This is a genomic window from Alsobacter sp. P4_H11 (assembly GCF_056400925.1).
The window spans coordinates 199,585-224,969 of sequence record NZ_JBFUKI010000010.1; the positions used below are offsets into that span (position 1 = coordinate 199,585).

Below are 25,385 nucleotides of genomic sequence, written 5' to 3' on the forward strand. Positions count from 1 at the left end.
CTCAACCGCCGTCACCGACGGAGGCCCCTCCAGAAGGAGGGTTTTTCGAGGAGAATCTCGTCATGCGTATCACCAAGCTTCTTGGCGCGAGCGTGCTCGCCGCCGCCGCTTTCACGGCCCAGCACGCCAGCGCGTTCGTCGTCTCGCCCAACGCGACCGTCACGGTGACTGCGACCGCCCTGCCGCCGGCCTCGACCTGCGCCTGGGGCACGGCGCCGGCTCCGACCTTCCCGCTCGGCAACTTCCAGAAGGCAGGCGACACGCCCGGCGCCAACAAGGGCGTCGCCGTCGCTATGCCGATCACCTGCACGGGCGCCGCCGCGACCGTGACGGTTTCGGCCGCCTCGCTTAACCTCGGCAAGCTGCAGTCCGGCACGGCCAACGCCTACTCGATCGCGTACGACTTCTGGCCCGGCGCCACGACGCTGCCCGCCACCGGCACGCCCCTGACGCTCAGCGCGACCCCGCAGGCGTTCCCGACCACGATCGCGGCCGCCGCCGGCGTCGCCGCGAACGCCAACTTCTTCATCAACGTGAAGGCTGCGACGCCGCTGGTCGCCATCGGCACGCCGGCCAACATCACGGCGTCCACGCCGTTCACCGACACCATCACGCTGTCGGCGACCTACAACTAAGATCCCGGACCCAGCGATGATCAGCCCACGTCTCCCCTTGGCGGCACTGTGCCTGCTCGGTTTTTCGGCGCATGTCGATGCCGCGGGATTGTCCGTCACGCCCATCCTTCTGGAAGGCGCGGGGGGAGCCGCGACGTCGCTGACGGTCCGCAACAATGGCGACGCTCCGGCTTCGGTCGAGGCGAAGGTCATGGTGATGGAGCAGGACGGGACGCGCGAGCGTCTCGTCCCCGCCAGCCGGGTGGTGGTTTCGCCGCCGATCGCGCAGCTCAAGCCCCGGCAGGATTATGTGTTCCGCGCCGTTCGGCTCGGCCAGGACCCCGTCGTGGCGGAGGAAGCCTACCGGGTCGTGGTCACCGAACTGCCGTCGCGCGCACCAGGGCAGACCGGCGTCAGCGTCGCGCTGGCCCATGCGGTGCCGCTGTTCTTCACGCCACGGACGGCGCAGCCCGCCGTGCTGACTTTCCGCGCCAGCGTCGGCCGCGGCGTCGTCACGTTGACGGCGTCCAACACGGGCGGGCGCCGCGCCCGCGTCACCAACGTCAAACTGTCCGATGGACGCGCGACGATCGATTTCGAGAAGGCGTCGCTTGGCTACGTGCTGGCGGGCTCCGGACTGTCCTGGTCCCGCCCCGCCCGCGGTCTGGGAGCCGGCCCGCTGCGCATGACGGCGGAAACCGATGGAGGTCCGATCGATGTCAGGATCGACCCGGACCGTTAAGGCCGGCGTCGTTCTTCTTCTCATCGTTGGGCCCTTGTTCGAGTCGCGGGCCAGCCTAGCCGGGCCGGAGGAGCGAGACCTCCACCTCGAGGTAGTGATCAACGAACGCCGCGACGCGACGATCGGCGCTTTTCACCAAACCGCGGACGGCCGGATCACGGCCAGGCGCGGCGAGTTGCGTAGCATCGGCATTATCCCACCCGGTCGTGGCCGCGATGACGAGGCCGTGGACCTCGCCGCCCTGCCGGGCGTCACCGCCGTTTATGACGAGCCCAAGCAAATCATCGCCTTTAACGTCAGCGATCCGACGCGCCTCGCTCTTACCGTGGTGGACGCCGCCACGGCCGACGGCCCAGCGCCGTTCGAGCCGCCCCAGTCGGGATGGGGCGCCGCCGTCAACTATCTGGTGTTCGGCTCCGCCCAGCAGGCGAGTTGGGGCGCTCGGCCGAACTTTGGCGGCGGATCCGTCAACTTCGACGCCCGCGCCTTCACGCCCTATGGGGTGCTGGAGCAATCGGCCATCCTGGGCACGACCACCATGCGGCAGGCGGACGCCGTTCGCCTCGACACCCGGTTCACCTACACGGACGCGGAGCGGATGCTCACCGCCCAGGCGGGCGACGTGATGACGGCCGGGCCCTCCTGGGCGCGGCCGCTGCGGATGGGCGGCGTGTCGCTGCGCAAGGACTACGCGTTGCGGCAGGACATCGTCACCGGGGCTTTGCCGGTGCTGAACGGCACCGCCGCGGCGCCCTCCACGGTGGACGTGTTCGTGAACGGCGTGAAGACCTATTCGCGTGACGTCCCGGCCGGCCCGTTTTCGCTCGCGAACGTGCCGGGCGTGAGCGGAGCCGGCGCGGCCCAGGTGGTGCTGCGGGATGCGACAGGGCGCGAGATCCGCACGTCCCTGCCGTTCTTCACGTCGTCGCGACTGCTGAAGGAAGGCGTGTTCGACTATGCGGGCGCACTCGGCTTCGCCCGCTATGGTTACGCGACGGCCGGCACCACCTATGGCAAAGACCCGCTCGGCACGGCGGCCGCGCGCTATGGCGCCACGGACTGGCTGACGCTGGAGACCTACAACGAAGGCGGAGCGGGCCTCGGCAATATCGGCGTTGGCGGATACGCCAATGTCTTCGACATGGGCGTGCTCTCGCTGTCGGGGCGCGCCAGCCGCCTCGCCGACGCGCGGGGATACCAGGGCTACGCCTCGTTCGAGACGCGTCTCGGGCCGTTCTCGATCAATGGCGCCGTGCAGCAGAGCTTCGGCGACTTCCGCGACCTCGCGGACGTCACGGCGCGGCTTTATCGTCCGGGCAAGGTCCGCTCGGTCGAGTTCTACGACACTGTGGATCCGAGCTTCGGCTACGCGGCGCCCAATGCGCCGCTACGCTCCTCCCAGCGGCTTTCCGTGTCGTCGGCCGGGCCCTGGACCGGATCCAGCATCGGCGTGAGCGCGGTGCGCCAGACCTACGACGGGCGCCCGTCCTCAAGCATCCTGAGCGCGCAGATGAACCAGCAACTCGGGCCCGACTGGTCTCTCTTCGCGTCCAGCTTCGTGGATTTCGGCAAGAGCCGGACGATGGGGGTTTTCGCCGGGCTAAGCGTCGTACTGGGCCCGACCGACATGGTCACGACCGGCGGCTCCGTGGTGAACGGCGCCGCACAGGCCAACATCCAGGCGCAGCGGCAGATCGGCTCCGAAAACGGCAGCTACGGCGCCCGGATTAGCCTCGCCCAGGGACAATCCAGCGCGCCCGGCTACGGGGCGGGCCTCGGCTACCAGTCGGAGTATGGGCGCGCCGCCGTGAACGGCGATCATCAGCGCGGCTCGAGCAACCTCAACGCCGAATGGGAAGGCGCCATCGTGGCCATGCCGCAGGGCGTCGCCGCCACCAGGCGGATCGAGGACAGCTTCGCGCTGGTGAAAGCCGGCGCGCCCGGCGTCGAGGTCACGCATGAAGGCCGCACGATCGGGCGCACTGACCGCTGGGGCAACATCGTCGTGCCCGGGCTGTTCGCCAACGCGCCGAACGCCATCTCGGTGAACCCCGAGACGCTGCCTGCCGCGACCTCTCTCGCCGAAACCAGCGCGCGCGTGACGCCTGCATACCGGTCCGGCGTGGTCGTGAACCTGCAGCCCACGTCGGAGGCCGACGTCGCGATGGTCACGCTCAAGGATGAAGCCGGCCGGATCCTGGAGCCTGGGTCGGTCGGCACGCTGGAAGGTGGCGGCCAGCCGTTCGTGGTCGGCACCGAGGGCCGCGCCTATATGCGCGGCCTCCAGGCCAGCAACGTCGCGGTGGTCGATCTCACCGGCAAGTCGTGCAGGGCCTCCTTCGCGTATAAGCCGCAACCGGACCGCATGGTCCAGATCGGACCTGTTCCATGCCGCTGAGCCTGCTGAGATCCCTGCTCGGGCTGATGGCGTGGCTCGCCTGCGGCGCGCCGGCCTCCGCCCAGACGTGCCAGGCCACGGTCGAGCCGGTGCTGTTCCAGGTCTACAACGCCAGCGCACCCATCCACATGGCGGTGAACACGCGCGCGGCCGTGACCTGCAGCCAGGGCCGGCCCGGAACCGCGCTGCGCGTCTGCCTCCTGTCGCGCCAGACGGCGCTGTCCGGTGACGCCACCGTTCTGTTCACCGATCCGGGCGCAGCGGTGACGTTCGACGCGCGCGGGCAGGCAGCCGCCAGCATCGAGACGCGCGCCCAGCTGATCGGACGCGTGCAGGGGACTAACGGGCAGCGGCTCGTCAAGCCGGCGGCAGAGTTCCTGGCGGTATCGCTGGTGGACAAGGGCGCGCCCTGCGTGATCACCGCGGCCGCCGCCGTTCCGGTGGCCGGCATGCTGAGCTTCGCGTTCTCGGACATCTGCAGCGCGGGCGTGGAATCGGCGATGGATTTCGGGACCATCGACACCAAGGCCGCGCGCGTGCTCGGACAGGCCCGCATCTGGGCCCTGTGCACGGCCGGAACCGCCTACCAGATCTACCTGTATTCCCTGCTCGCCAACGCCGAGAACCCGGCGCAGCGCAAGATGACGGACGGAACGCGATCCATCCTCTACGGCATCTACAAGGACGCGAACTGCGCGCAGCCCTGGGGCTGGACCCGCGATGTCGACACGGTCGCGGCGGTGGGCACCGGCGAGCGGCAGCGCTACACCGTTTTTGGCTGCATTTTCCCCAAGGGCCAGTCGATCGCGCCCGGCGTGTACAAGGACACGATCTCGGTCACGATCGCCTATTGAGGCGTGCGACGTTCCGCCGCATAAGCAGCGCTGCTGACTTGAGCCAGAGCATTGCGCGGGGCATCGTCCGACGGCTCCGGGATGCGGGTTCGAGGTCCACCGCCAAGGGTTCCGGGGCACGCCTGGTCAACGACCTCCATCGGGCAGAATTCACGACGATCTGGAGGGGGACAGCCAGCGCATTGTGAATTCCGGGAGAGTGGTCTTCGGTCTCCACCACATCGGTTCTCCCAGACTACCGCCCGGTCATCGAGACCCACCGGGCGCCCCATTGGCAGCGCGCCCGCGGGTCCCTGCCCCAATATCAGTGCGCCAGGCGAAACGCCGGCGCGGCGCCTGCAGGGCGCACATACAACCTCACATTGCATCCAGGTCGGCGCCGGACGCCGAAAGCGTGGACTCCTCGCTCGCAAACGCGCACGGGCCTTGACGAGTCAGCCTCGCGGATGCCCGGTGGGGGCGACACACTCCGCTCCCGACCGTACGACCAAAGGAGGCGCCCATGAGACGCAATCGCCGCGCGAAGATCGTCGCCACCCTCGGCCCGGCCAGCTCCAGCGAGGAGATGATCCGCAAGCTGTTCGAGACCGGCGTGGACGTGTTCCGGCTCAATTTTAGCCATGGCAGCCACGAGGACCACCGGGCGCGCCACACCATCATCCGCAATCTCGAGAAGGAATACGGCTACCCGATCGCGGTGCTGCAGGACCTGCAGGGCCCGAAGATCCGCCTCGGCGCCGTGCCGGGAGGCCGCGTGGTGCTTGAGGCCGGGCAGATGATCCGGCTCGCGCTCGCCAAGACGTCCGACGATCCGGCCGTGCTGCCGCTGCCGCACAAGGAGATCTTCGACGCCGCCATGCCGGGCAACAATCTCCTGGTGGACGACGGCAAGGTGCGCCTGCAGATCGAGCGGCTGGGCTCCGACACCATGGACTGCCGCGTGATCACGGGCGGGCCGGTGACGGACCGCAAGGGCGTCAACGTGCCCGACACGCTGCTGGACCTGTCGCCCATCACCGAGAAGGACAAGGCCGACCTCGCCTTCGGCCTGGAGCTCGGCGTCGACTGGGTGGCGTTCTCCTTCGTGCAGCGCCCCTCCGACATCATGGACGCGCACCAGCTCGTGGGCGGGCGCGCCGGCGTGATGGCGAAGATCGAGAAGCCCGCCGCGCTGGCCAGCATCAACGACATCGTGTCGCTGTCGGACGCCATCATGGTGGCGCGCGGCGACCTCGGCGTCGAGATCCCGCCCGAGGACGTGCCGGGCGCGCAAAAGGACCTCGTGCGGCTCTGCCGGCTCGCCGGCAAGCCGGTGATCATCGCCACGCAGATGCTGGAATCCATGATCAGCGCGCCGACGCCGACGCGCGCCGAGGCCTCCGACGTCGCCACCGCGATCTATGACGGCGCGGACGCCGTGATGTTGTCGGCCGAGTCGGCCTCCGGCCAGTACCCGCTGCAGGCCGTGGAGACGATGGACCACATCATCGCCCGCACCGAGAAGCACGGCAGCTACCCGCCGATCATCGAGGCGCTGAAGCCCGCCATCGAGGCGCTGCCGCAGCACGCCATCGCGGGCGCGGCGGCCGAGATCGCCAACGCGATCGGGGCGGCCGGCATCGTGGCGTTCACATCCAGCGGCACCACGGCCTACCGCATCGCCCGCCAGCGGCCCTTCGTGCCGATCCTGTCGATCACGCCCTCGGCCGGCACCTCGCGCCGCCTCGCGCTGCTCTGGGGCTCGTACAGCGTCCAGTCGGACGACGTCACGACCTACAAGGAGATGGTCGCCCAGGCGGTCGCGCAGGCCAAGGCGGTGGAGTTCGCCAAGCCGGGCGAGACCATCGTGGTGGTGGCTGGCGTGCCCTTCGGAAAGGCTGGCAGCACCAACAACATTCGGGTCGTGACGGTTTAGGGGGCCACGGCGGCCAACCAACAATGGGTCGAGAAGCTGCTTCTCTCCGTCATCCCCGGCGGCGCGAAGCGCCGGGAAGGGGATCCAGGGCAGCCGCGCCCATGGCCCCTGGATCCCCTTCCCGACCTGCTACGCAGGTCGCCGGGGATGACAGCGGCGCGATGGAGCGTAGCGCTCACAGGTTAGGCGTCGCCTTCTCACCCGGGAGAAGGATCAGCGCTGAAGCCGCTCAGTCGAAAATCCCCTCGCTGTGGGCCTCGACATAGGCGGCCAACGCCAGCGTGTGGTTGCGGGAGAGGCGCTCGGCGAGTTCGGTGTCGCGCTTCTCCAGCGCGTCGATGATGCCGAGATGGTCGCTCATGGAGCGCGTCGCGCGGTCGTCGCGGCCGATGGTGATCTGCCGGATGCCGCGCACATGGAGGACGATGTTGTCGGTGAGGTCGGCCAGCAGCTTGGAGCCCGAGAGGCGGATCAGCGTCTGGTGGAATGCGAGGTTGGCGGCCGAATATTCGCTCGGGTAGTCGGCCGGCTTGTGGCCCTCGCCGAAGCCGCTGAAGATCTGGCGCAACGAGCCGATCTCGGCGTCGCTGGCGCGCTCGATCAGGAGGCGCACCGCCATGCTCTCCAGCGCCGCCCAGGCCTGGATCATCTCGATCACTTCGCGCTTGGTCTTGCGCAGCACCATGATGCCGCGGCGCGGCAGCGACCGCACGAAGCCTTCCTGCTCCAGCATCGCGACCGCCTCGCGCACCGGCGTGCGGCTCACGCCCATGCGCTCGGAGAGCTGGCGCTCGTCGATCCAGGTCGGCTCGGAGGACGCGTAGATGTCCATGCCGATGATGGCCTGCTTCAAAGCCCCATAGACGCGCGTCTTGTAGGTCGCCTCGGGGGCGAAGCGTTCAAGCACCAGTTCCGGCGCCGGCGCATCCGCAACAGGCCAGCGAGCGGGAGCTTTCACCGACGAACCTCCATCTTGAGCATAGGCCCGCCTTAAGTGGGCGATGGAGAGGCGTTTGTCGAGTGTGAGGTTTCAGGACGCAGGCCAGCCACGCGGCATTCCCTGCCACATTCGCCCGTCATCCCCGGCCGGAGCGGCGAAGCCGCGCAGGGGAAGGGGATCCAGGGGCAAACGCAAGCTGCCCTGGATTCCCTTCCCGGCGCTTCGCGCCGCCGGGAATGACGGCTCGTGTGTTTAGCCCTTGAGCACTTCCACCAGCGTCTTGCCGAGCCTTGCGGGCGAAGGCGAGACGCGGATGCCGGCGGCTTCCATGGCGGCGATCTTGTCCTCGGCGCCGCCCTTGCCGCCCGAGATGATCGCGCCCGCATGGCCCATGCGGCGGCCGGGAGGGGCCGTGCGGCCGGCGATGAAGCCCACCGTGGGCTTCTTGCGCCCGCGCCGGGCCTCGTCGGCCAGGAACTGCGCAGCGTCTTCCTCGGCCGAGCCGCCGATCTCGCCGATCATGATGATCGACTCGGTGGCGGGGTCGGCCAGGAACATTTCGAGCACGTCGATGAACTCGGTGCCCTTCACGGGGTCGCCGCCAATTCCCACCGCGGTGGTCTGGCCCAGCCCTTCGAGGCTCGTCTGGAACACCGCCTCGTAGGTCAGCGTGCCCGAACGCGAGACGATGCCGACCTTGCCCTTCTTGAAGATGTTGCCCGGCATGATGCCGATCTTGCACGCGCCAGCCGTCATCACGCCCGGGCAGTTCGGGCCGATGAGGCGAGACTTCGAGCCCTGCAGCGCCCGCTTCACCTTCACCATGTCGAGCACCGGAATGCCCTCCGTGATGCAGACGATCAGCGGGATCTCGGCCGCGATGGCCTCGCAGATGGCGTCGGCCGCGCCGGGCGGCGGCACGTAGATCACCGAGGCGTCGGCCCCGGTGGCCTGGAGGGCCTCCATCACGGTGTCGAACACCGGCAGGCCGAGATGCGTCGCCCCGCCCTTCCCGGGCGAGGTGCCGCCGACCATCCTGGTGCCATACGCGATGGCCTGCTCGGAATGGAAGGTGCCGTTCTTGCCGGTGAAGCCCTGGCAGAGAACCTTGGTGTTGGCATCGATCAGGACGGACATTATGCGGCCTCCTGCTGGCGAACGGCCTTCACGATCTTCTGCGCGGCGTCGTCCAGGTCATCCGCCGAAACGACGTTGAGCCCCGACTCGGCCAGGATCTCCTTGCCCTGCTCCACGTTCGTGCCTTCCAGCCGCACCACGAGGGGCACCTGCAGGCCGACGTCGCGCACGGCCGCCACAACGCCGGCCGCGATCACGTCGCAGCGCATGATGCCGCCGAAGATGTTGACCAGGATGCCCTTCACGTTGGGATCGGCCGTGATGATCTTGAACGCCGCCGTCACCTTCTCCTTGGTGGCGCCGCCGCCGACGTCGAGGAAGTTGGCCGGGCTCTCGCCATAGAGCTTGATGATGTCCATGGTGGCCATGGCCAGGCCGGCGCCGTTCACCATGCAGCCGATCGTGCCGTCGAGCGTGATGTAGTTGAGGTCGTATTTGGAGGCCTCGACCTCCTTTGCGTCCTCTTCGGTCTCGTCGCGCAGCGCAGCCACGTCCTGGTGGCGGAACAGCGCGTTGTCGTCAAAGCTCACCTTGGCGTCGAGGCAGCGCAGCTTGCCGTCCTGGGTGACGATCAGCGGGTTGATCTCCAGCATCGCCATGTCCTTGCCGACAAAGGCGCGATAGAGCTTCTCGGTGAGGTCGCCGGCCTGCTTGGCGAGGTCGCCGGAGAGCCCCAACGCCTTGGCGACGCGCCGGCCGTGCAGCGGCATGATCCCGGTGGCGGGATCCACCGAGAAGGTGACGATCTTCTCGGGGTGGGAATGCGCCACCTCCTCGATGTCCATGCCGCCTTCGGTCGACACCACGAAGGCGACCTGCGCGGTGGCGCGGTCCACCAGCATGGAGAGGTAGAACTCGCGGTCGATCAGCGAGCCGTCCTCGATATAGACGCGGTTGACCTGCTTGCCGGCCTCGCCGGTCTGCACGGTCACGAGCGTCCTGCCGAGCATCTCGCGGACGAATTGCCGGGCCTCGTCGGCCGAACGGGCGAGGCGAACGCCGCCCTTGTCGCCGGCCTCGGGCTCCTTGAACTTGCCCTTGCCGCGCCCGCCGGCGTGGATTTGGGATTTTACGACCCAGACCGGGCCGCGCAGCTGCTTCACGGCGGTTTCCGCATCCTCGGCCTTCAACACCGGGACGCCGTTGGGGACGGGAACGCCGAACTCTCTGAGCAGGCTCTTGGCCTGGTATTCGTGGATGTTCATGGCGACCTCCTTGGGAGGCAAAGGGAAACGGATGGCGCGAGAAGAATACACCTCTCCCGTCATGGCCGGGCGCTTCCCGGCCATCCACGCCTTGCGGCGCCGCGTGGCTGGCCGGGACAAGCCCGGCCATGACGGTGGAGAGCGTGCGGCTAAGCCGTCGGCGCTTTAGCGGCCGACGGCTACCGCCAGCGGCTTACTTGCCGAGCAGTCCCGCCGAGCGGGCCCACTTGTACTTGGCGCCGAGCACCTCGACGGGCGTCTCGGTGGTGTAGGGGTAGGCCACCACGCCGCGCTCGTAGAGATACTGGCAGGCTTCCTCGACCTGCACGTCGCCGACCAGCGAGGCCACCACGGGCTTGTCGATCCCCTTGGCGCGGAATTCCTCCACCACTTCGCCGACGAGCTTCGCGAACACCATCGGGGGCGTCACGATCGTGTGCCAGTAGCCCAGGATGAGCGAGTGGATGCGATCGTCCTCGAGGCCGAGGCGGATGGTGTTCTGGTAGGTCTTGGGCGGCTCGCCGCCCGTGATGTCGACCGGGTTGCCGGCCGCGCCGAAGGGCGGGATGAACTTGCGGAAGGCCGCGTCGAGGTCGTCCGGCATCTTCATCAGCGTGAGGCCGTTGTCGAAGCACGCATCCGACAGCAGCACGCCCGAGCCGCCCGCGCCCGTGATGATCACCACGTTCTCGCCCTTGGGCGTCGGCAGCACCTGTACGCCGCGGGCATATTCGAGCATCGAGCGCAGGCTCGGGGCGCGGATCACGCCGGCGGCCTTCAGCACATCGTCATAGATCTTGTCGTTGCCGGCGAGCGCGCCCGTGTGGGACGCGGCGGCGCGGGCGCCATAGGCCGTGCGGCCGGCCTTCAGCATGATCACGGGCTTCTTCTTGGAGACGCGCGAGGCGACCTCCGAGAAGGCGCGGCCGTCCTTCAGGTCCTCGCAGTGCATCGCGATGACCTTGGTGTTGTCGTCCTGCTCGAAGAAGGTCAGCAGGTCGTCCTCGTCCAGGTCCGACTTGTTGCCGAGGCCGACGATGGCCGACACGCCCATCTTGGTGGAGCGGGCGAAGCCAATGATCGACATGCCGACGCCGCCCGACTGCGACGAGAGCGCCGCGTGGCCCTTCACGTCGAAGGCCGTGCAGAAGGTCGCGCAGAGGTTTTCGGGCGTGTAGTAGAAGCCGTAGATGTTGGGGCCCATCACGCGGACATTGTGCTTGCGCGCCATGGCGAGCAACTCGTCCTGCAGGGGCTGGTTGTCGGTCTCGGCGAAGCCGGACGGGATCATCACCGCGCCGGGCACGCCCTTCTGGCCGACTTCGTCCATGGCGGCCACGCACAGGTGCGCGGGCACGGCGAACACCGCCACGTCCACCACGCCGTCATAGTCCAGAATCGACTTGTAGGCCTTCACGCCCTCGATGGTGTCGGCCTTGGGGTGCACCGGCACGATGGTGCCCTTGTAGCCGCCGTTGATGAGGTTCTTCATCACCGAGTTGCCGATCTTGCCAGCCTCGTTGGAGGCGCCGATCACTGCCACCGCCTTCGGCTTGAAGATGCGGTTGGTGGCGCGCAGGATCTCGGTCTGGTCGGGGCGATAGCGCTGCGTGTGGGTTTCGAAGTCCACCACGATGCGGGCGTCCACCGCCGTCGCGCCCTTGGAGGTCGCGAACACCGGGTTGAGGTCGAGCTCGCTGATCTGCGGGAAGTCTTCCAGCAGGGCCGAGACGTTGACGAGGATCTTGCTGAGCGCCGCGCGGTCGACCGGCTCGGAGCCGCGAACGCCGTTCAGCATCTCCTGCGCCTTGATGCTGTTCAGCATGTCGGTCGCCTGGGCGTTGTCCACCGGAGCGAGCCGGAAGGTGAGGTCCTTCAGCACCTCGACCAGCACGCCGCCGAGGCCGAAGGCCACGAGCTTGCCGAAGGACGGGTCCGTGATGGCGCCGACCAGCGTCTCGATGGCGCCGGAGGGCAGCATCTGCTGCACCTGCACGCCCTCGATCTTGGCGTCGGCCTTGTAGTTCTTGGCGTTGGCGAGGATCTTGTCATAGGCCGCGCGGGCCTCGTCGCCGGACTTCACGCCCACGATGACGCCGCCGGCGTCGGTCTTGTGCAGGATGTCGGCCGAGACGATCTTCATCACCACCGGGAAGCCCATGCCGGAGGCGAGCGTCACGGCCTGCTCGGCCGTGGTGGCGAGGCCTTCCTGCGGGAGGGGAATCTGGTAGGCGTCGCAGACGCGCTTGGCCTCGGGGGCCGTCAGGGCGGTGCGGCCGTCGGCCTTCACCTCGTCGAGCACCGTGCGCACTGCGGCTTTATCGAAGCTCATGGGCATCCTCCCGTCGGATGTTATCGTTGATGGCGTAGGGCCTGCGGCCCCGTGTGTCGCCTGGCGCGCCGCCCCTTGTGAGGCTGGTCATCGCTGGTGCTTGGTATTTGGCATGCCAAGCGAGCGAACTGTCAAGGGGATGGGGCGGCTTTTTTAGAATAGCCCGGCCAACGCCGGAGATGAACGCCGCAACGGCGGGACAACGTCGACGCCGGCGCGAAGGGTTTTGCGCCGGCGTCGTGTCCGCGTCACTTGAATCGCGGGTGGTCAGGCGGCGCGGCGCCGAAGTCCGCGCGCGGCTGCCGGAGTGTGAGCGGCGGCGCTTTCCCGCGTGCGGAAGCCGGCGACGAAGTCGTTCAACTCGCCGATTCGGCTTTGCAGCGCCTGCGAGGCGGCGGCGCTTTCCTCGGCCAGGGCGGCGTTCTGCTGGGTCATGCGATCGACCTCGTCCATGGATTGGCTGACCTGCTCGATGGAGCGGGCCTGCTCCTGCGTGCCCATGGAGATCTCGGCCACGCTGCTGGCGACCTTCTCGGACGAGCGCACGATGTCGCCCAGCACGTCGCCGGCGCGACGCACGAGCTGCACGCCTTCGGTCACCTGCGCGTTGGAGGCGTTCAGAAGCCCGCTGATATCCTTCGCGGCCTCGCTGGAGCGCTGCGCCAGCGTGCGCACTTCCGACGCCACCACGGCGAAGCCCTTGCCGGCCTCGCCGGCGCGTGCGGCCTCCACGGCGGCGTTCAGCGCCAGCAGGTTGGTCTGGAACGCGATGTCGTCGATCACGGTGGTGATCTCGTTGATCTTCCTAGCGGCGTCCTCTATCCGGCCCATGGCGGCGATCGCGTCCGTGATGACCGCGCCGCCCTGCTGGGCCGCCGCCCTCGCACTTTCGGCCGTGGCGGAGGCCTGCGCGGAGGAGCCCGCAGCGGTGCGCACCAGCGTGGTTATCTGGCCGGCCGCCGAGGCGGTCTGGACAAGCGCGTTGGCCTGCTCCTCGGTGCGGTTCGACAGGTCGCCCGCGCCCTGGCTGATTTCGCGCGCGGCCTCGGCGATGTCGGTGGCGGCGCTCTTGATGGTGGTCACCGAATCCGAGAGCCGCTCGGCGGTGGTCTCCACGGCGGCCTGCAGGCTGCCGAACAGGCCCTCGTAGCGCGTCGAGGCGCGGCGGGTGAGATCGCCATCGGCGATCCCCTCCATCACGGCCACGAACTCGCCCACCGCGGTCTCCACCGAGGACGCTATGGCGTTGAGCCCGCTGGAGATCGTCAGCGTGAAGCCGGTGCGCCCCTCCACGGGCGCGCGGACGGTGAAGTCGCCCTGCGCGGCGGCCGCCACCATGCGCTCGATCTCGCCGTGGAACACCTCGTCGGTGACGTCGCGCAGCTCCACCGCATAGCCAAGCATGTCGCCGGCCTCGTTGCGGACCTCGTTGCTGGAGGCCGCGACCGTGCGCGCGCCGATCGTCACCGTCTGACTCTGCCCGTCGCGCCGGGCCAGCAACACCTCGCCGGCGGCGCCCGGAAACACCTCCGTGACGCCGAGCCCGACGATGGACCGGCCCATGCCGGCCGGGGTTCCGGCGTGGCGGGCCAGCCAGCTCAGCGCGTTTCTGTTGGCGAACTGTACGCGGAGGTTCTCCCCCACCGTGAGGATGCAGGTGGACGAACTGTCCAGCGCAGCGCGGAAGCGGGCGCCCTCCGCGCCGGCCTCGTGCACGCTCGCCATGGCGCGGGCCAATTCGCCCAGTTCGTCCTTGCGCCCGCGGCCCGGCACCTCCACGCGCTCACCCTTCAGCAGAGCCCCGATGGCGTCGCGCATGAGCAGGATCGGCCCGCCCAGCGAGCGCGCGAACAGGAGCCCGAGGACGAGGCCGAGCGCCGCGATCGCGGCCGCGGTGGCGATGAGCTTGATCCTGGTCTCGTTGACCTGCGCTTCCGCGGCGGTGCGGAACTCGTAGCCATAGGCGGCCGCGATCTCGACCAGATCATCCAGCGCCGCGATGGCGGCGCGGGCCTTCTCGTCCAGCAGCCACGGCGCCGGGATGCTGCGGCGCGGCGCGGTGGAGAGCAGGTCGGCCTTCATCTGGCGCCACGCCGTCAGGGCGTCGCTCGCGCGGTTCAGCGCCTCGACGCTCTTGGGATCGGTCAGGCGCTCCCGCACGATCGCGAAGTCGCCCGCGATCTCCTTTTCGGCCGCCAGGATACCCTCCATCCGCACGCCGGCCGTTCCGGCCTGCACGAGGAGGGAGTTGAAGCCCGACTGCGCCGCCCGGGCGTAGCTGATGCCCATCAGGGGCCCGTCATAGACCTGGATGGCGAGGCCACCGAGCGTGACCGCCTGGCGCACCGCATAGGCCGCCATGGCGGACGCGAGCAGGCCGAACGCCAGAAAAGCGGCGACCAGCTTCGTTCTGATGGACATCGGGCATCTCCGCGCGGGGAAGGCGAACTCAGTCGGTGATCTTCACGCTCATCTTCATGCGCGGGTGGATGGCGCAGATCACCGCGACGTCGCCGGCCTTGTCGAAGCGCACCTGCGCGTTTCCGCCGGGCGCGACCGAGCCGAGGTTGAACTCCGACCCCGTCGTGGCCGACATGACGTTGTGCGGAATGGAATCGTCGTTGTTGAACACCAGCACCTCGCCCTTGCGCAGCGTGACGCTCTCGCTCGAGAAGACGCGCCCTTTCTGGCCGATGGTCTGGTCGGCCGCGTAGGCAAAGCCGGACAGGCCGGCGAGCGTGCAAAAGGCGACGAAGGCGATGCGGGTCATGTTGGTTCTCTCCATGATGGTTCTCTCCTGGCAGGGTGCGTTCAGCGGGGCAGCGTCGGCAGGCTTTCGGGGCGCATGTCGCTGTTCAGCGTTTCCATGAAGGCCACGAGGTCGGCCTTCTCCTCCGCGGTCAGCCCGAGCGGGCGGATCAGGTCGGAGCGGCTGGGACGGGCGATGCCGCCCTCGTCATAGTGCTGCATCACGGCCGCGAGCGTCGGGATCGAGCCGTCGTGCATGTAGGGGCCGCGGCGCGAGATCTCGCGGAGGCCCGGCGTCTTGAAGGCGTGCTGCATCTTCGGGATCGTGGGCAGGAACTTGCCGCGGCCGATATCCTTGTCGGGCAGGCCGAGGTCGTGAAAGCTGTCGTCGGTGAAGTTCCAGCCCGAGTGGCACTTGTTGCAGCCGCCCTTGCCGTTGAAGAGCGCGAAGCCGCGCTTGGCGGGCTCTGAGATCGCCTTCTCGTCGCCTTCCACCCAGGCGTCGAAAGGCGCCCGCGGCGAGATCACGGTGCGCTCATAGGCGGCGATCGCCCGGCCGATCAGCGGGCCTGAGATGGCCTCGCCCGGAAACGCGGCCTCGAACAGCGGCTTGTATCCCGGGATGGCGTTGAGGCGGGCGATCACGTCGGCGATCGGCATGTTCATCTCGCCGGCCGCCTCGATGGGGCCTAGCGCCTGATGCTCCAGCGTGTCGGCGCGGCCGTCCCACATGAAGATCTCGCCGAAGGCGGCGTTCAGGATGGTGGGCGAACGGCGCGCCAGCGCCTTCATGTTGTCGCCGACACCCACCCGCAGGCCGTCGCCCCAGCCGAAGCCCGGATTGTGGCAGGTCGCGCAGGACTGCGACCCCGCCCGCGACAGCCGCGGATCGAAATACAGCGACTTGCCGAGCTCCACCTTGGTGATTGTGAACGGGTTGTCGGCCGGAAAAGGCACCGTGTTCGGGCGGCGAAAGTCGTTTTTGACGGAGGCCGGCGGCGCGGCGGCAACGTCCGCGTAGGTGACGGGTCCAACCAGCGCGGCGCTCAGGGCGGCCTGGCCTGCCGCCGCTGCCGCCAAGAGACTGGCGGCCAGCAAAATGGCGATGCGCATGGATCCTCGCAGAATCGGACTTGTTGGTCCGATCCTCGATCCTACAACTTAAAATTGATTGAAGATAGATTCACACTTAACGCGCGTTTGTGCAAAATTGCGCTCGAAATGCGTCGGGCCGCCCGATGGCGGCCCGACAGTCGTTTGTTTCCGGTTCGATCAGGCCGAGGCGGGCTGCAGCACGGTGGCCTGGGCCTTGTTGATCACGCCCTTGCGCCAAGGCTTCAGCACCGCGATGGCGAGCACCGAGGCCAGGATGTTCGCGCCGGCCGCGATCAGGAACACCGTGTCCCAGCTGCCGGAGGACTGCTGCATGTAGTTCGCGAAGGGCACCAGCAGCGCGGCCGTTCCCTTGGCGGTGTAGAGCAGGCCCGCATTGGTGGCGGCGAACTTGGAGCCGAACGTGTCCGTGCAGGTCGACGGGAAGAGGCTGTAGATCTCACCCCAGGCGAAGAACACGAAGCCCGACAGCAGCACGAACCAGAGCGGGTCGTGACCCCAGGCGTAGAGCAGGTAGATGCCGATGCCTTCCATGCCGAAGGCGATGAACATCGTGTTCTCGCGGCCGATCTTGTCGGAGATCCAGCCGAAGAACGGACGCGTCAGGCCGTTCAGGATGCGGTCGATCGTGGCCGCGAAGGTCACGGTGGTCATCGTCAGGCCGATCAGCGAGACGTTGATGCCGTCAATCTTCCAGTCGGCCGCGATGGGCTTCAGGTTGGCGGTGACCATGAGGCCGCCGGCGCCCACGATCACGAACATGAAGTACATCAGCCAGAAGATCGGCTGCTTCAGCACTTCGCCCGGCGAGTAGTTCTTGCGGGTCTGGATGATGTTGGCGTTGGCCACCACCGCCGGAACCTGCCCGGCCTTGGGGGCGTAGAGGAACATCGCCAGGATGCAGATGATGATGCCCTGCCCGATGCCGAACCAGTAGAACGTGGCCTGGAAGCCCGAATTGGCGATCATCGCCTGGATGGGGGCGACCGTCAGGGCCGAGCCCGCGCCGAAGCCCGCCGCCGTGATGCCGGCCGCGAGGCCGCGCTTGTCAGGGAACCACTTGAGGGCGTTGCCCACGCAGGTGCCGTAGACGCCGCCGGCGCCGATGCCCGCCACGATCTGGCCGACATAGAGCATGTTCAGCGTGGTCGCGTAGGAATTGATCACCCAGCCGATGGCGCACAGGATGCCGCCGATGAACACCACGGCGCGCGGGCCGTATTTGTCCACGAACCAGCCCTCGATCGGCACCAGCCAGGTCTCGAACAGCACGAAGAGCGTGAAGGCCCACTGAATGGCCGCACGATCCCACTTGAAGGTCTTCTGAATGTCCGGGACGAAGAACGTCCAACCATATTGAAGGTTGGCGATCATCACCATCGCGCCGACGCCCAGCGCCAGCTGGGTCCAGCGATAAGCGTCACTGACGCGCGGAGCCGCGGCTCCGCCCTCTGCGTAATTGGTCATTTCCATCCCTCATGCGTTTGTTTTGTGACTGATGCCACGCATTTGAGAAGGCCAGAGTGGTATATGTTATGCCAACGCGCAAGCGACAAAAAAGCCGGACGCACAGGGTGCGCCCGGTTGCTTGGTGAATTCAGTTCGGAGTGTCGTCGGCGCCGAGGTTGAGGGATTGCTCCCCGTCGTTGCGGGCGCCGGCGAAGCAATCCAGCCTAACGCCCTGCAATTAGACTGGATTGCTTCGCCTCTGGCTCGCAATGACGGCGACGCGCACAGGGCGGCGGGCGGCCGGGTCCAGCCCGGCTGCCTCAAACCTCAGAGGCCGAAGGGAGCAACCGCGCCGTTGCGGCGGTTGATCTCGGCGACGTTGTTCAGGAACGCGACAACCGAAGCGAAGAGGCGGTCGAGGAGCGAGGACTGGCGGGCGCCGTAGAGCACGTTGGTGGCCATGGGAAATCTCCAATCAGGCTAGAGGGTCTCGAAACTGGGAGGCGCCAACTGCGTCAGCGTCCTTGACCCAAATCTGGCATGCCAGATACCAAACCTCCAGATCCAATGGTGCATCGCAGCTAAGATATTTTTGCATTGCAGCGTAAGTTGAGGAAACGCAAGGGTTCCCCAGACGCGCGGGCCGCGCGTTGACAGCTGGTGTTTGGCATGCCACCAATTTGGCATGCGACGTGCCACCCGAAACCGCGGCCGGGTTCGCCGATGACCGACGACTCCCATCCGCAGTTCACGGGCGTGTTGCAAAGCCCTCCGGGGACAGCCCTTTCCTTCGAGCGCGCGAGCGAGAACGCGACGGCCATGCTCGACATCGAACCGATGAAGCCGGAGCTCACCTTCAAGAAGCGCGCCTATACGGCGCTCAAGAAGGCGATCACCGGCATGGATCCCTACAGCTCGCCCGAGCCCGTGTGGCTGGACGAGCGGCAGCTGTCCGAGCAGCTCGGCGTCAGCCGCACCCCCGTGCGCGAGGCGATCGCGATGCTCGAGCACGAGGGCTTCGTGCGCTCCGTGCCGCGGCGCGGCATCGTGGTGGTGCGCAAGAGCCTGCGCGAGATCGTCGAGGCCATCGAGGCCTGGGCGGCGCTGGAGAGCATGGCGGCCCGGCTCGCCGCCCATCACGCCTCCATGGCGGACATTCGCGGGCTGCGCACCCTGTTCGAATCCTTTGGCGAGCAGCATCCGCCGGCCGCCTTCGTGAGCGAATATTCGGCGGCCAACATCGCGTTCCACCAGCGCCTCATCGAGCTTGGCGGGTCGGAGCTGCTGGTGGACCTGACCGCCAACCTGCTGCTGCATGTGCGCGGCATCCGGCAATTGTCGATCGGCAAGTCCGAGCGCATCGCGCGCTCGTTCGACGAGCATCTCGGCATCATCGACGCCCTGGAGCGGCGCGACGCAGACCTCGCGGAGCGGCTCTCCAAGGAACACACGCTCGGCCTCGCGGCCTATGTCGAGAAGCACGGCAAGGAGCTTCTCGGCGACGGCCCGGTTCGGCCGGGCCGGTTCTGACCCGGGCCGTTCTCTACCCACTGCAAAACCGACAAGAAACAACAGGGAGAAAAGACCAATGAGCGCAGCTCTGACCGAGGGCGCCGCCGCCGGCGCCGAAGAGCGCGAACTGACGGATGGCTTCCATCTGATCATCGACGCGCTGAAGCTGAACGGCGTCGAGACCATCTACGGCGTGCCTGGCATCCCGATCACCGATTTCGGCCGCATGGCGCAGGCCGCGGGCATCCGCGTGATCTCGTTCCGCCACGAGCAGAACGCCGGCAACGCCGCCGCGATCGCGGGCTATCTCACCAAGAAGCCCGGCATCGGCCTCACCGTCTCCGCCCCGGGCTTCCTGAACGGCCTGACGGCGCTCGCCAACGCGACCACGAACTGCTTCCCGATGATCCTGATCTCGGGCTCGTCCGAGCGCGAGATCGTCGACCTGCAGCAGGGCGACTACGAGGAGATGGACCAGCTCGCCATCGCCAAGCCGCTGTGCAAGGCGGCCTTCCGCGTGCTGCACGCCGCCGACATCGGCATCGCGGTGGCGCGCGCCATCCGGGCCGCCGTGTCCGGCCGTCCCGGCGGCGTCTATCTCGACCTGCCCGCCAAGCTGTTCGGCCAGACCATGGACGCCGAGAAGGGCGCCGCCTCGCTCGTGAAGGTGATCGACGCCGCCCCGGCGATGATCCCGGCGCCCGACGCCATCAAGCGCGCGCTGGACGTGCTGAAGGGCGCCAAGCGCCCGCTCATCATCTTCGGCAAGGGCGCGGCCTACGCGCAGGCCGACGAGGACATCCGGGCCCTGGTGGAGACCAGCGGCATCCCGTTCCTGCAGATGAGCATGGCCAAGGGCCTCCTGCCCGACACGCATGCGCTGTCGGCCGGCGCGGCGCGCTCCACCGTGCTGAAGGACGCCGACGTCGTGATGCTGATCGGCGCGCGCCTCAACTGGCTGCTGTCGCACGGCAAGGGCAAGACCTGGGGCGACGCCCCCAAGAAGTTCATCCAGATCGACATCGAGCCCAAGGAAATGGACTCCAATGTCGAGATCGTCGCCCCCGTGGTGGGCGACATTGGCAGCTGCGTCTCGGCGCTGCTGCAGGGCATGGGCTCCAACTGGCCCAAGGCGCCGAGCGACTGGGTCGGCGTGGTCTCGGCCAAGAAGGACGAGAACATCGCCAAGATGGCTCCTCGCCTGATGAACAACAAGTCGCCGATGGACTTCCACGGCGCGCTGGGCGCGCTGCGCACCATCATCAAGGAGCGTCCCGACGCCATCCTGGTGAACGAGGGCGCCAACACGCTCGACCTCGCCCGCGGCGTCATCGACATGTACCAGCCGCGCAAGCGCCTGGACGTCGGCACCTGGGGGGTGATGGGCATCGGCATGGGCTACGCCATCGCGGCCGCGATCGAGACCGGCAAGCCGGTTCTGGCCGTGGAAGGCGACAGCGCCTTCGGCTTCTCGGGCATGGAGGTGGAGACGATCTGCCGGTACAACCTGCCGGTCTGCATCGTGATCTTCAACAACAACGGCATCTACCGGGGCACGGACGTGAACCCGGCGGGCGGCGATCCCGCCACCACGGTGTTCGTGCCCGGCTCGCGCTACGACAAGATGATGGAGGCCTTCGGCGGCGTCGGCGTGAACGCCACGAACCCCGACGAGCTCTCGCGCGCCGTGAACGCCGCCATGGATTCCGGCAAGCCGACCCTCATCAACGCCGTGATCGACCCCGCGGCGGGCACCGAGAGCGGCCGCATCGGCAATTTGAACCCGCAAAGCGTGGTCAAGAAGAAGTAAGGGAGGACATCGAATGACCAAGGCTCTCGAAGGGGTGAAGATCCTCGACTTCACCCACGTCCAGTCCGGCCCCACCTGCACGCAGCTCCTCGCCTGGTTCGGCGCGGACGTGATCAAGGTGGAGCGCCCGGGCGTCGGCGACATCACGCGCGGCCAGCTTCAGGACATCCCGAAGGTGGACAGCCTCTATTTCACGATGCTGAACCACAACAAGCGCTCCATCACGCTCGACACCAAGAACCCGAAGGGGAAGGAGGTCCTCGAGCGCCTGATCAAGGAGTGCGACGTCCTCGTCGAGAACTTCGGCCCCGGCGTGCTGGACCGCATGGGCTTCCCCTGGGAGCGCATCAAGGCGCTGAACCCGCGCATGATCGTGGCCTCCATCAAGGGCTTCGGCCCGGGCCCCTATGAGGACTGCAAGGTCTACGAGAACGTCGCCCAGTGCACCGGCGGCGCCGCCTCCACGACCGGCTTCCGCGACGGGCTGCCGCTCGTCACCGGCGCGCAGATTGGCGATTCCGGCACCGGCCTGCATCTGGCGCTCGGCATCGTGACGGCGCTCTACCAGCGCACCGTCACGGGCGAAGGCCAGCGCGTCACCTGCGCGATGCAGGACGGCGTGCTCAACCTCTGCCGCGTGAAGCTGCGCGACCAGCAGCGCCTGCAGCACGGCCCGCTGAAGGAATACAGCCAGTTCGGCGAGGGCGTGCCCTTCGGCGACTCGGTGCCGCGCGCCGGCAACGACTCGGGCGGCGGACAGCCGGGCCGCATCGTGAAGTGCAAGGGCTGGGAGACCGACCCGAACGCCTATCTCTACTTCATCACCCAGGCCCCGGTCTGGGAGGCGATCTGCGACATCATCGGCGAGCCGGACTGGAAGACCAACCCGGACTACGCCACGCCGCCGGTGCGCCTGCCGCGCCTGAACGAGATCTTCGGCCGCATCGAGCAGTGGACGATGACCAAGACCAAGTTCGAGGCCATGCAGATCCTGAACGAGCGGGATATCCCGTGCGGGCCGATCCTCTCCATGAAGGAGATCGCCGAGGACGAGTCGCTTAAGGCGACCGGCACCCTCGTCGAGGTGGATCACCCCACGCGCGGCAAGTACCTCTCGGTCGGCAACCCGATCAAGCTGTCGGCCAGCCCGACCGTGGTGGAGCGCTCGCCGCTGCTTGGCGAGCACACGCAGGAGATCCTGAGCAGCGTGCTGAAATACTCGGAGAGCGAGCTCTCCGAGATCGCCGCCTCCGGGGCCATCGGCGCCCCGCGCATGGCGGCGGCGGAGTAACCTCCTCCACTCCAACTGGCCGGGATCGCGAGATCCCGGCCTTTTTGTTTTCAGCAACGCCGCGCGGCTAGACTGGGCCATCCCGCCTGCCGGGCCCTACCCGCCGAGTAATTCCCATGATCCTCACCTTCGCGCTTCTGATGCTGGCCGCCTTCGCGGCCGGGGTGGTCAACGCCGTGGCGGGGGGCGGCGCCTTCCTGACCTTTCCGGCCCTGATCTTCGCCGGCGTGCCGCCGCTGGCCGCCAACGCGTCCTCGACGGTGGCGCTGTTTCCCGGCCAGGGCGCGAGCGCGTGGACCTACCGGCGCGACATCCAGTCCATCACGCAGGTGAACGTGCCGGCCTTCGTGGCCGTGAGCCTCGTCGGCGGGCTCCTGGGCGCGCTGCTGCTGCTGTTCACCTCCAACGAGGCCTTTGCGCGGCTGGTGCCGTTCCTGATGCTGTTCGCCACGGCGGTGTTCGGCTGGGGCAACTTCGCCGGGCCGGCGGCGCTGAAGCGCTACTCGCTGGGGCCCAAGGCCGTGCTGGCCACGCAGTTCCTGATCGCCATCTATGGCGGCTATTTCGGCGGCGGCATCGGCTTCCTGATGCTGGCGGCGCTGACGCTGTTTGGCCTGCGCGACATCCACGCCATGAACGGCCTCAAGATCATGCTGGCCACGCTGATGAACGGCGCCGCCGTGGTCGCCTTCGCGGGCGCGGGCATCGTCCGCTGGCCGGAAACGCTGGCCATGATGGCCGCCGGCATCGTCGGCGGCGTGCTTGGGGCCAAGGGCGCGAAGCTGATCGACCCCAAGCTCATCAAGGCGGCCGTGCTGGCGCTGGGCGTCATCCTCACGCTGGTGTTCTTCTGGCGGCAATACGGCTGACGCCCCCAAAACGAAAAACGGCGCCCGAAGGCGCCGTCTCAACTCACAACATCCCGAAAGCCTCAGCCCCGGCGCTTGTCGACCATCGTCCACACGGCCGGCACCAGCGCGGCGCCGAGCGCGGTCTTCAGCGCCGTGGCGGCGAAGAACGGGACCACGCCCGCCAGCCAGGCCTTCTCGGCGCCGATCGCCATCGCGAGCCAGCCGAAGCCGAAGGCGAAGATGGCCAGGTGCCCCAGCGTCATCGCGGCCGCCATGCCGATGAGCGAGCGGCCGAGGCCGCGCTCGCAGAGCACGCCGACCAGGAACGCGCCGGCCACGAAGCCCAGCAGGTAGCCGCCCGTCGGGCCCATCATGTAGGCGAGGCCGATGCCGCGCTCGGGCGTATCGGCGAACACCGGCAGGCCCAGCGCGCCTTCCAGGAGGTAGGCGATCACCGTCACGGCCGCGAGGCGCGAGCCATAGGCGGCCCCCAGCCACAGCACCACCAGCGTCTGCAGCGTCATCGGCACCGGGTAGAACGGAACCTTGATCTTGGCCGACAGCGTCAGCAGCGCCGTGCCGACCAGCGCCAGGAACACGGCGCGCGCCAGCGTGGCGGCCCGGTCGGAGCCCGTGGAGGCGGCCGGCCACAGCGCGGAGGCCAGCGTGGTGGGCATGGAGGTGGGGAGCGACTCGGCGGCCATCAGGTCCTCTCGGGTAACCGGGCGAAAGCATGCGGCCGGGCGGGGATTCGCTCCCCTTCCGATCCGTCCCTTCGACCTATAGGGTCTCGCGCGGGCGGCCACAAGTTCGCCGAAACGCCAACCCGCGCGGCCTCCGGCCGCCGACCGGAACCCCCCCCCGCATGGCCGACGACATCCCCTTCGACCGCTCCTTCGAGGCTCCGCCCGGCGCGCTCCAGCAAGTCAGCCCGCTGGTGCGCCGCATGGTGGCCGGTAATGGCGGGCCGTTCACTTTCACGGGCACCTGCACGTATGTGGTGGGGCGCGGCGCCGTCGCCGTGATCGACCCCGGCCCGGACGATCCCGCCCACATCGCAGCCCTCCGGGCCGCGCTGGCGGGCGAGACCGTGGCGCAGATCGTCGTCACGCACACGCATCGCGATCATTCGCCCGGCGCGCGCCTCCTGGCCGCCGCCACGGGCGCGCCCATCGTCGGCTGCGGCCCGCACATCGCCTTCCGGCCCCTCGCGGAGGGCGAGCACAACCGCCTGGAAGCGAGCGGCGACCGAGACCACGCCCCCGCCCGCATTCTTCAGGACGGCGACAGCCTCCATGGCGACGGCTGGACGCTCCAGGCCCTCGCCACGCCCGGCCACACCGCCAACCATCTTGCGTTCGCGCTGCCGGAGGAGAACGCCCTGTTCTCGGGCGACCACGTGATGGCGTGGAGCACCACCATCGTGGCCCCGCCGGATGGCGCGATGGCCCCCTACATGGCGTCGCTCGCCCGGCTGCAGGGGCGCGACGACCGCGTCTACTGGCCCGGCCATGGCGGCCCGGTCACGAATCCCTCGCGCTTCGTCCGCGCCCTCGCCCACCACCGGCGCCAGCGCGAAGCCTCCATCCTCGACCGCCTCGCGGCCGGTGACGACGTCATCGCCGCCATCGTGCCCAAGCTCTATGACGGCCTCGCCCCCGCCCTCCACGGCGCAGCCGCGCTCAGCGTCTTCGCCCACCTGGAAGACCTCGCCGAGCGCGGCCTGGTGGCGACCGACGGCCTGCCGGAGCTCACGAGCCGCTATCGCATCGCGTGAATGCTGCTGGCATCCCCGCCTTGCGCGGGGCGCCCTGCGGCCGCCGGCCACGCCCCGCGCCGGCCGCCGGAGCCGCCAGGAAACCCCGCCCCGCCACGCAAAAGCCCGCCGGGCGATGCGCCGGCGGGCTCCTCTGTATTTCATGACTCCAGGGCGTTACTTGCCGTGGCCACCGCCACCACCGCCGCCGCCGCCGTTTCCGCCACCGCCGCCATTGCCGCCGCCACCGCCGCCACCGTTTCCGCCACCGCCACCGTTACCCCCGCCGTTGCCGCCGCCGGAGCCGCCGCCATGGCCGGAGCCCGCGCCGCCTGCCGATCCGGCGCCGCCGGAGGCCGATGCGCCGCCGCGCCCGCCGGACGCGCCGCCCAGCGCCGCCACGGAGCCGCGGCCCGGGTTGGAGGGATCGCCGAAGGCCGGGTTCACCCCGCCCGGATCATTCGCCTCGGCGCCGTTGCCGAGCCCGTTGTTGCCGCGCGATCCGCGTCCACCATGGGCGTGTCCGCGCCCCGCGCCGCCCAGCGCCGCCGTGGCGCCGCGGCCGGGGTTGGAGGGATCGCCGAAAGCCGGGTTGGCTCCGCCCGGATCATTGGCTTCCGCGCCGTTGCCGAGCCCGTTGTTGCCCCGGGGGCCGCGTCCGCCCTGCGCGTGGCCCCGGGCCGCGGGCGCCGAGGCCTGGCCGACGCCGAGCCCGGCG

The 25,385-nt window shown here is 68.6% G+C and carries 21 protein-coding genes; 10 read left to right on the plus strand and 11 right to left on the minus strand.

Annotation, left to right across the window (positions count from 1 at the left end):
• Positions 1-62 precede the first annotated feature (62 nt).
• The 5 genes from AC1DSZ_RS18525 (at position 63) to pyk (ending at position 6,523) form a co-directional block, all read left to right on the plus strand.
• Positions 63-635 (plus strand): hypothetical protein, encoded by a 573-nt coding sequence (locus AC1DSZ_RS18525; RefSeq protein ID WP_476839821.1) that lies wholly within the window; start codon positions 63-65, stop codon positions 633-635.
• Positions 636-723: 88 nt separating this feature from the next.
• Positions 724-1,356 (plus strand): fimbrial biogenesis chaperone, encoded by a 633-nt coding sequence (locus AC1DSZ_RS18530; protein WP_476839822.1) that lies wholly within the window; start codon positions 724-726, stop codon positions 1,354-1,356.
• Complete coding sequence (locus tag AC1DSZ_RS18535) at positions 1,331-3,754, plus strand: fimbria/pilus outer membrane usher protein (protein ID WP_476839823.1); 2,424 nt, start codon at positions 1,331-1,333, stop codon at positions 3,752-3,754. The genes AC1DSZ_RS18530 and AC1DSZ_RS18535 overlap by 26 nt, the downstream gene beginning before the upstream one ends.
• Entirely contained in the window at positions 3,745-4,608 is an 864-nt protein-coding gene (locus tag AC1DSZ_RS18540) for a Csu type fimbrial protein (protein ID WP_476839824.1), read from the plus strand. The genes AC1DSZ_RS18535 and AC1DSZ_RS18540 overlap by 10 nt, the downstream gene beginning before the upstream one ends.
• A 502-nt stretch (positions 4,609-5,110) precedes the next feature.
• Entirely contained in the window at positions 5,111-6,523 is a 1,413-nt protein-coding gene (gene pyk / locus AC1DSZ_RS18545; protein WP_476839825.1) for a pyruvate kinase, read from the plus strand.
• Positions 6,524-6,752: 229 nt separating this feature from the next.
• On the opposite strand, the gene AC1DSZ_RS18550 is transcribed toward pyk, so the two are convergent.
• The 9 genes from AC1DSZ_RS18550 to AC1DSZ_RS18590 all read right to left on the minus strand — a co-directional run bounded on the left by AC1DSZ_RS18550 (position 6,753) and on the right by AC1DSZ_RS18590 (position 17,909).
• Positions 6,753-7,481, minus strand: a complete 729-nt coding sequence (locus tag AC1DSZ_RS18550) for a GntR family transcriptional regulator (RefSeq protein ID WP_476839826.1) — start codon at positions 7,479-7,481, stop codon at positions 6,753-6,755.
• 234 nt (positions 7,482-7,715) lie between these two features.
• On the minus strand, positions 7,716-8,600 hold the full coding sequence (gene sucD / locus AC1DSZ_RS18555) for a succinate--CoA ligase subunit alpha (protein WP_476839827.1): 885 nt from the start codon (positions 8,598-8,600) through the stop codon (positions 7,716-7,718).
• Positions 8,600-9,805, minus strand: coding sequence for an ADP-forming succinate--CoA ligase subunit beta (sucC, locus tag AC1DSZ_RS18560; protein WP_476839828.1), 1,206 nt, complete (start codon positions 9,803-9,805; stop codon positions 8,600-8,602). The genes sucD and sucC overlap by 1 nt, the downstream gene beginning before the upstream one ends.
• A gap of 193 nt (positions 9,806-9,998) precedes the next feature.
• The gene (locus tag AC1DSZ_RS18565; RefSeq protein WP_476839829.1) at positions 9,999-12,137 is read right to left on the minus strand and encodes an acetate--CoA ligase family protein; all 2,139 of its coding nucleotides are present in this window, start codon (positions 12,135-12,137) and stop codon (positions 9,999-10,001) included.
• Between the two features lie 267 nt (positions 12,138-12,404).
• A complete protein-coding gene (locus AC1DSZ_RS18570; protein ID WP_476839830.1) occupies positions 12,405-14,558 on the minus strand; it encodes a methyl-accepting chemotaxis protein in 2,154 nt (717 codons plus the stop codon).
• A gap of 28 nt (positions 14,559-14,586) precedes the next feature.
• Complete coding sequence (locus tag AC1DSZ_RS18575) at positions 14,587-14,922, minus strand: cupredoxin domain-containing protein (RefSeq protein WP_476839831.1); 336 nt, start codon at positions 14,920-14,922, stop codon at positions 14,587-14,589.
• Between the two features lie 26 nt (positions 14,923-14,948).
• On the minus strand, positions 14,949-15,998 hold the full coding sequence (locus tag AC1DSZ_RS18580) for a cytochrome-c peroxidase (RefSeq protein ID WP_476839832.1): 1,050 nt from the start codon (positions 15,996-15,998) through the stop codon (positions 14,949-14,951).
• A 159-nt stretch (positions 15,999-16,157) separates the two neighbouring features.
• Positions 16,158-17,465, minus strand: a complete 1,308-nt coding sequence (gene oxlT, locus AC1DSZ_RS18585; protein WP_476839833.1) for an oxalate/formate MFS antiporter — start codon at positions 17,463-17,465, stop codon at positions 16,158-16,160.
• A gap of 309 nt (positions 17,466-17,774) precedes the next feature.
• Complete coding sequence (locus AC1DSZ_RS18590) at positions 17,775-17,909, minus strand: hypothetical protein (protein WP_476839834.1); 135 nt, start codon at positions 17,907-17,909, stop codon at positions 17,775-17,777.
• 357 nt (positions 17,910-18,266) lie between these two features.
• Between AC1DSZ_RS18590 and AC1DSZ_RS18595 the strand changes: the two genes are divergently transcribed.
• From AC1DSZ_RS18595 to AC1DSZ_RS18610, 4 genes are all read left to right on the plus strand, one after another.
• Entirely contained in the window at positions 18,267-18,977 is a 711-nt protein-coding gene (locus AC1DSZ_RS18595; protein ID WP_476839849.1) for a GntR family transcriptional regulator, read from the plus strand.
• 58 nt (positions 18,978-19,035) lie between these two features.
• Positions 19,036-20,769, plus strand: coding sequence for an oxalyl-CoA decarboxylase (oxc, locus tag AC1DSZ_RS18600; protein ID WP_476839835.1), 1,734 nt, complete (start codon positions 19,036-19,038; stop codon positions 20,767-20,769).
• A 13-nt stretch (positions 20,770-20,782) separates the two neighbouring features.
• A complete protein-coding gene (gene frc, locus AC1DSZ_RS18605; RefSeq protein WP_476839836.1) occupies positions 20,783-22,060 on the plus strand; it encodes a formyl-CoA transferase in 1,278 nt (425 codons plus the stop codon).
• A 116-nt stretch (positions 22,061-22,176) separates the two neighbouring features.
• Positions 22,177-22,929: a sulfite exporter TauE/SafE family protein gene (locus tag AC1DSZ_RS18610; protein ID WP_476839837.1), complete on the plus strand. Its 753-nt coding sequence runs from the start codon at positions 22,177-22,179 to the stop codon at positions 22,927-22,929.
• A 62-nt stretch (positions 22,930-22,991) separates the two neighbouring features.
• On the opposite strand, the gene AC1DSZ_RS18615 is transcribed toward AC1DSZ_RS18610, so the two are convergent.
• A complete protein-coding gene (locus AC1DSZ_RS18615) occupies positions 22,992-23,615 on the minus strand; it encodes a biotin transporter BioY (protein WP_476839838.1) in 624 nt (207 codons plus the stop codon).
• Between the two features lie 161 nt (positions 23,616-23,776).
• On the opposite strand from AC1DSZ_RS18615, the gene AC1DSZ_RS18620 reads away from it, so the two are divergent.
• The gene (locus tag AC1DSZ_RS18620; RefSeq protein WP_476839839.1) at positions 23,777-24,688 is read left to right on the plus strand and encodes an MBL fold metallo-hydrolase; all 912 of its coding nucleotides are present in this window, start codon (positions 23,777-23,779) and stop codon (positions 24,686-24,688) included.
• A 156-nt stretch (positions 24,689-24,844) separates the two neighbouring features.
• Here the strand turns inward: AC1DSZ_RS18620 and AC1DSZ_RS18625 are convergent.
• On the minus strand, positions 24,845-25,385 hold a 541-nt coding region (locus AC1DSZ_RS18625), incomplete at its 5' end, for a hypothetical protein (RefSeq protein ID WP_476839840.1).

Bases quoted from the DNA above. Each gene is read 5' to 3' on its own strand.
- AC1DSZ_RS18525 (WP_476839821.1), top strand. From the start codon at position 63: ATGCGTATCACCAAGCTTCTTGGCGCGAGCGTGCTCGCCGCCGCCGCT.
- AC1DSZ_RS18535 (WP_476839823.1), top strand. From the start codon at position 1,331: ATGTCAGGATCGACCCGGACCGTTAAGGCCGGCGTCGTTCTTCTTCTC.
- AC1DSZ_RS18540 (WP_476839824.1), top strand. From the start codon at position 3,745: ATGCCGCTGAGCCTGCTGAGATCCCTGCTCGGGCTGATGGCGTGGCTC.
- pyk (WP_476839825.1), top strand. From the start codon at position 5,111: ATGAGACGCAATCGCCGCGCGAAGATCGTCGCCACCCTCGGCCCGGCC.
- sucD (WP_476839827.1), bottom strand. From the start codon at position 8,600: ATGTCCGTCCTGATCGATGCCAACACCAAGGTTCTCTGCCAGGGCTTC.
- sucC (WP_476839828.1), bottom strand. From the start codon at position 9,805: ATGAACATCCACGAATACCAGGCCAAGAGCCTGCTCAGAGAGTTCGGC.
- AC1DSZ_RS18565 (WP_476839829.1), bottom strand. From the start codon at position 12,137: ATGAGCTTCGATAAAGCCGCAGTGCGCACGGTGCTCGACGAGGTGAAG.
- AC1DSZ_RS18570 (WP_476839830.1), bottom strand. From the start codon at position 14,558: ATGTCCATCAGAACGAAGCTGGTCGCCGCTTTTCTGGCGTTCGGCCTG.
- AC1DSZ_RS18575 (WP_476839831.1), bottom strand. From the start codon at position 14,922: ATGGAGAGAACCAACATGACCCGCATCGCCTTCGTCGCCTTTTGCACG.
- AC1DSZ_RS18580 (WP_476839832.1), bottom strand. From the start codon at position 15,998: ATGCGCATCGCCATTTTGCTGGCCGCCAGTCTCTTGGCGGCAGCGGCG.
- oxlT (WP_476839833.1), bottom strand. From the start codon at position 17,465: ATGACCAATTACGCAGAGGGCGGAGCCGCGGCTCCGCGCGTCAGTGAC.
- AC1DSZ_RS18590 (WP_476839834.1), bottom strand. From the start codon at position 17,909: ATGGCCACCAACGTGCTCTACGGCGCCCGCCAGTCCTCGCTCCTCGAC.
- AC1DSZ_RS18595 (WP_476839849.1), top strand. From the start codon at position 18,267: ATGCTCGACATCGAACCGATGAAGCCGGAGCTCACCTTCAAGAAGCGC.
- oxc (WP_476839835.1), top strand. From the start codon at position 19,036: ATGAGCGCAGCTCTGACCGAGGGCGCCGCCGCCGGCGCCGAAGAGCGC.
- frc (WP_476839836.1), top strand. From the start codon at position 20,783: ATGACCAAGGCTCTCGAAGGGGTGAAGATCCTCGACTTCACCCACGTC.
- AC1DSZ_RS18610 (WP_476839837.1), top strand. From the start codon at position 22,177: ATGATCCTCACCTTCGCGCTTCTGATGCTGGCCGCCTTCGCGGCCGGG.
- AC1DSZ_RS18615 (WP_476839838.1), bottom strand. From the start codon at position 23,615: ATGGCCGCCGAGTCGCTCCCCACCTCCATGCCCACCACGCTGGCCTCC.
- AC1DSZ_RS18620 (WP_476839839.1), top strand. From the start codon at position 23,777: ATGGCCGACGACATCCCCTTCGACCGCTCCTTCGAGGCTCCGCCCGGC.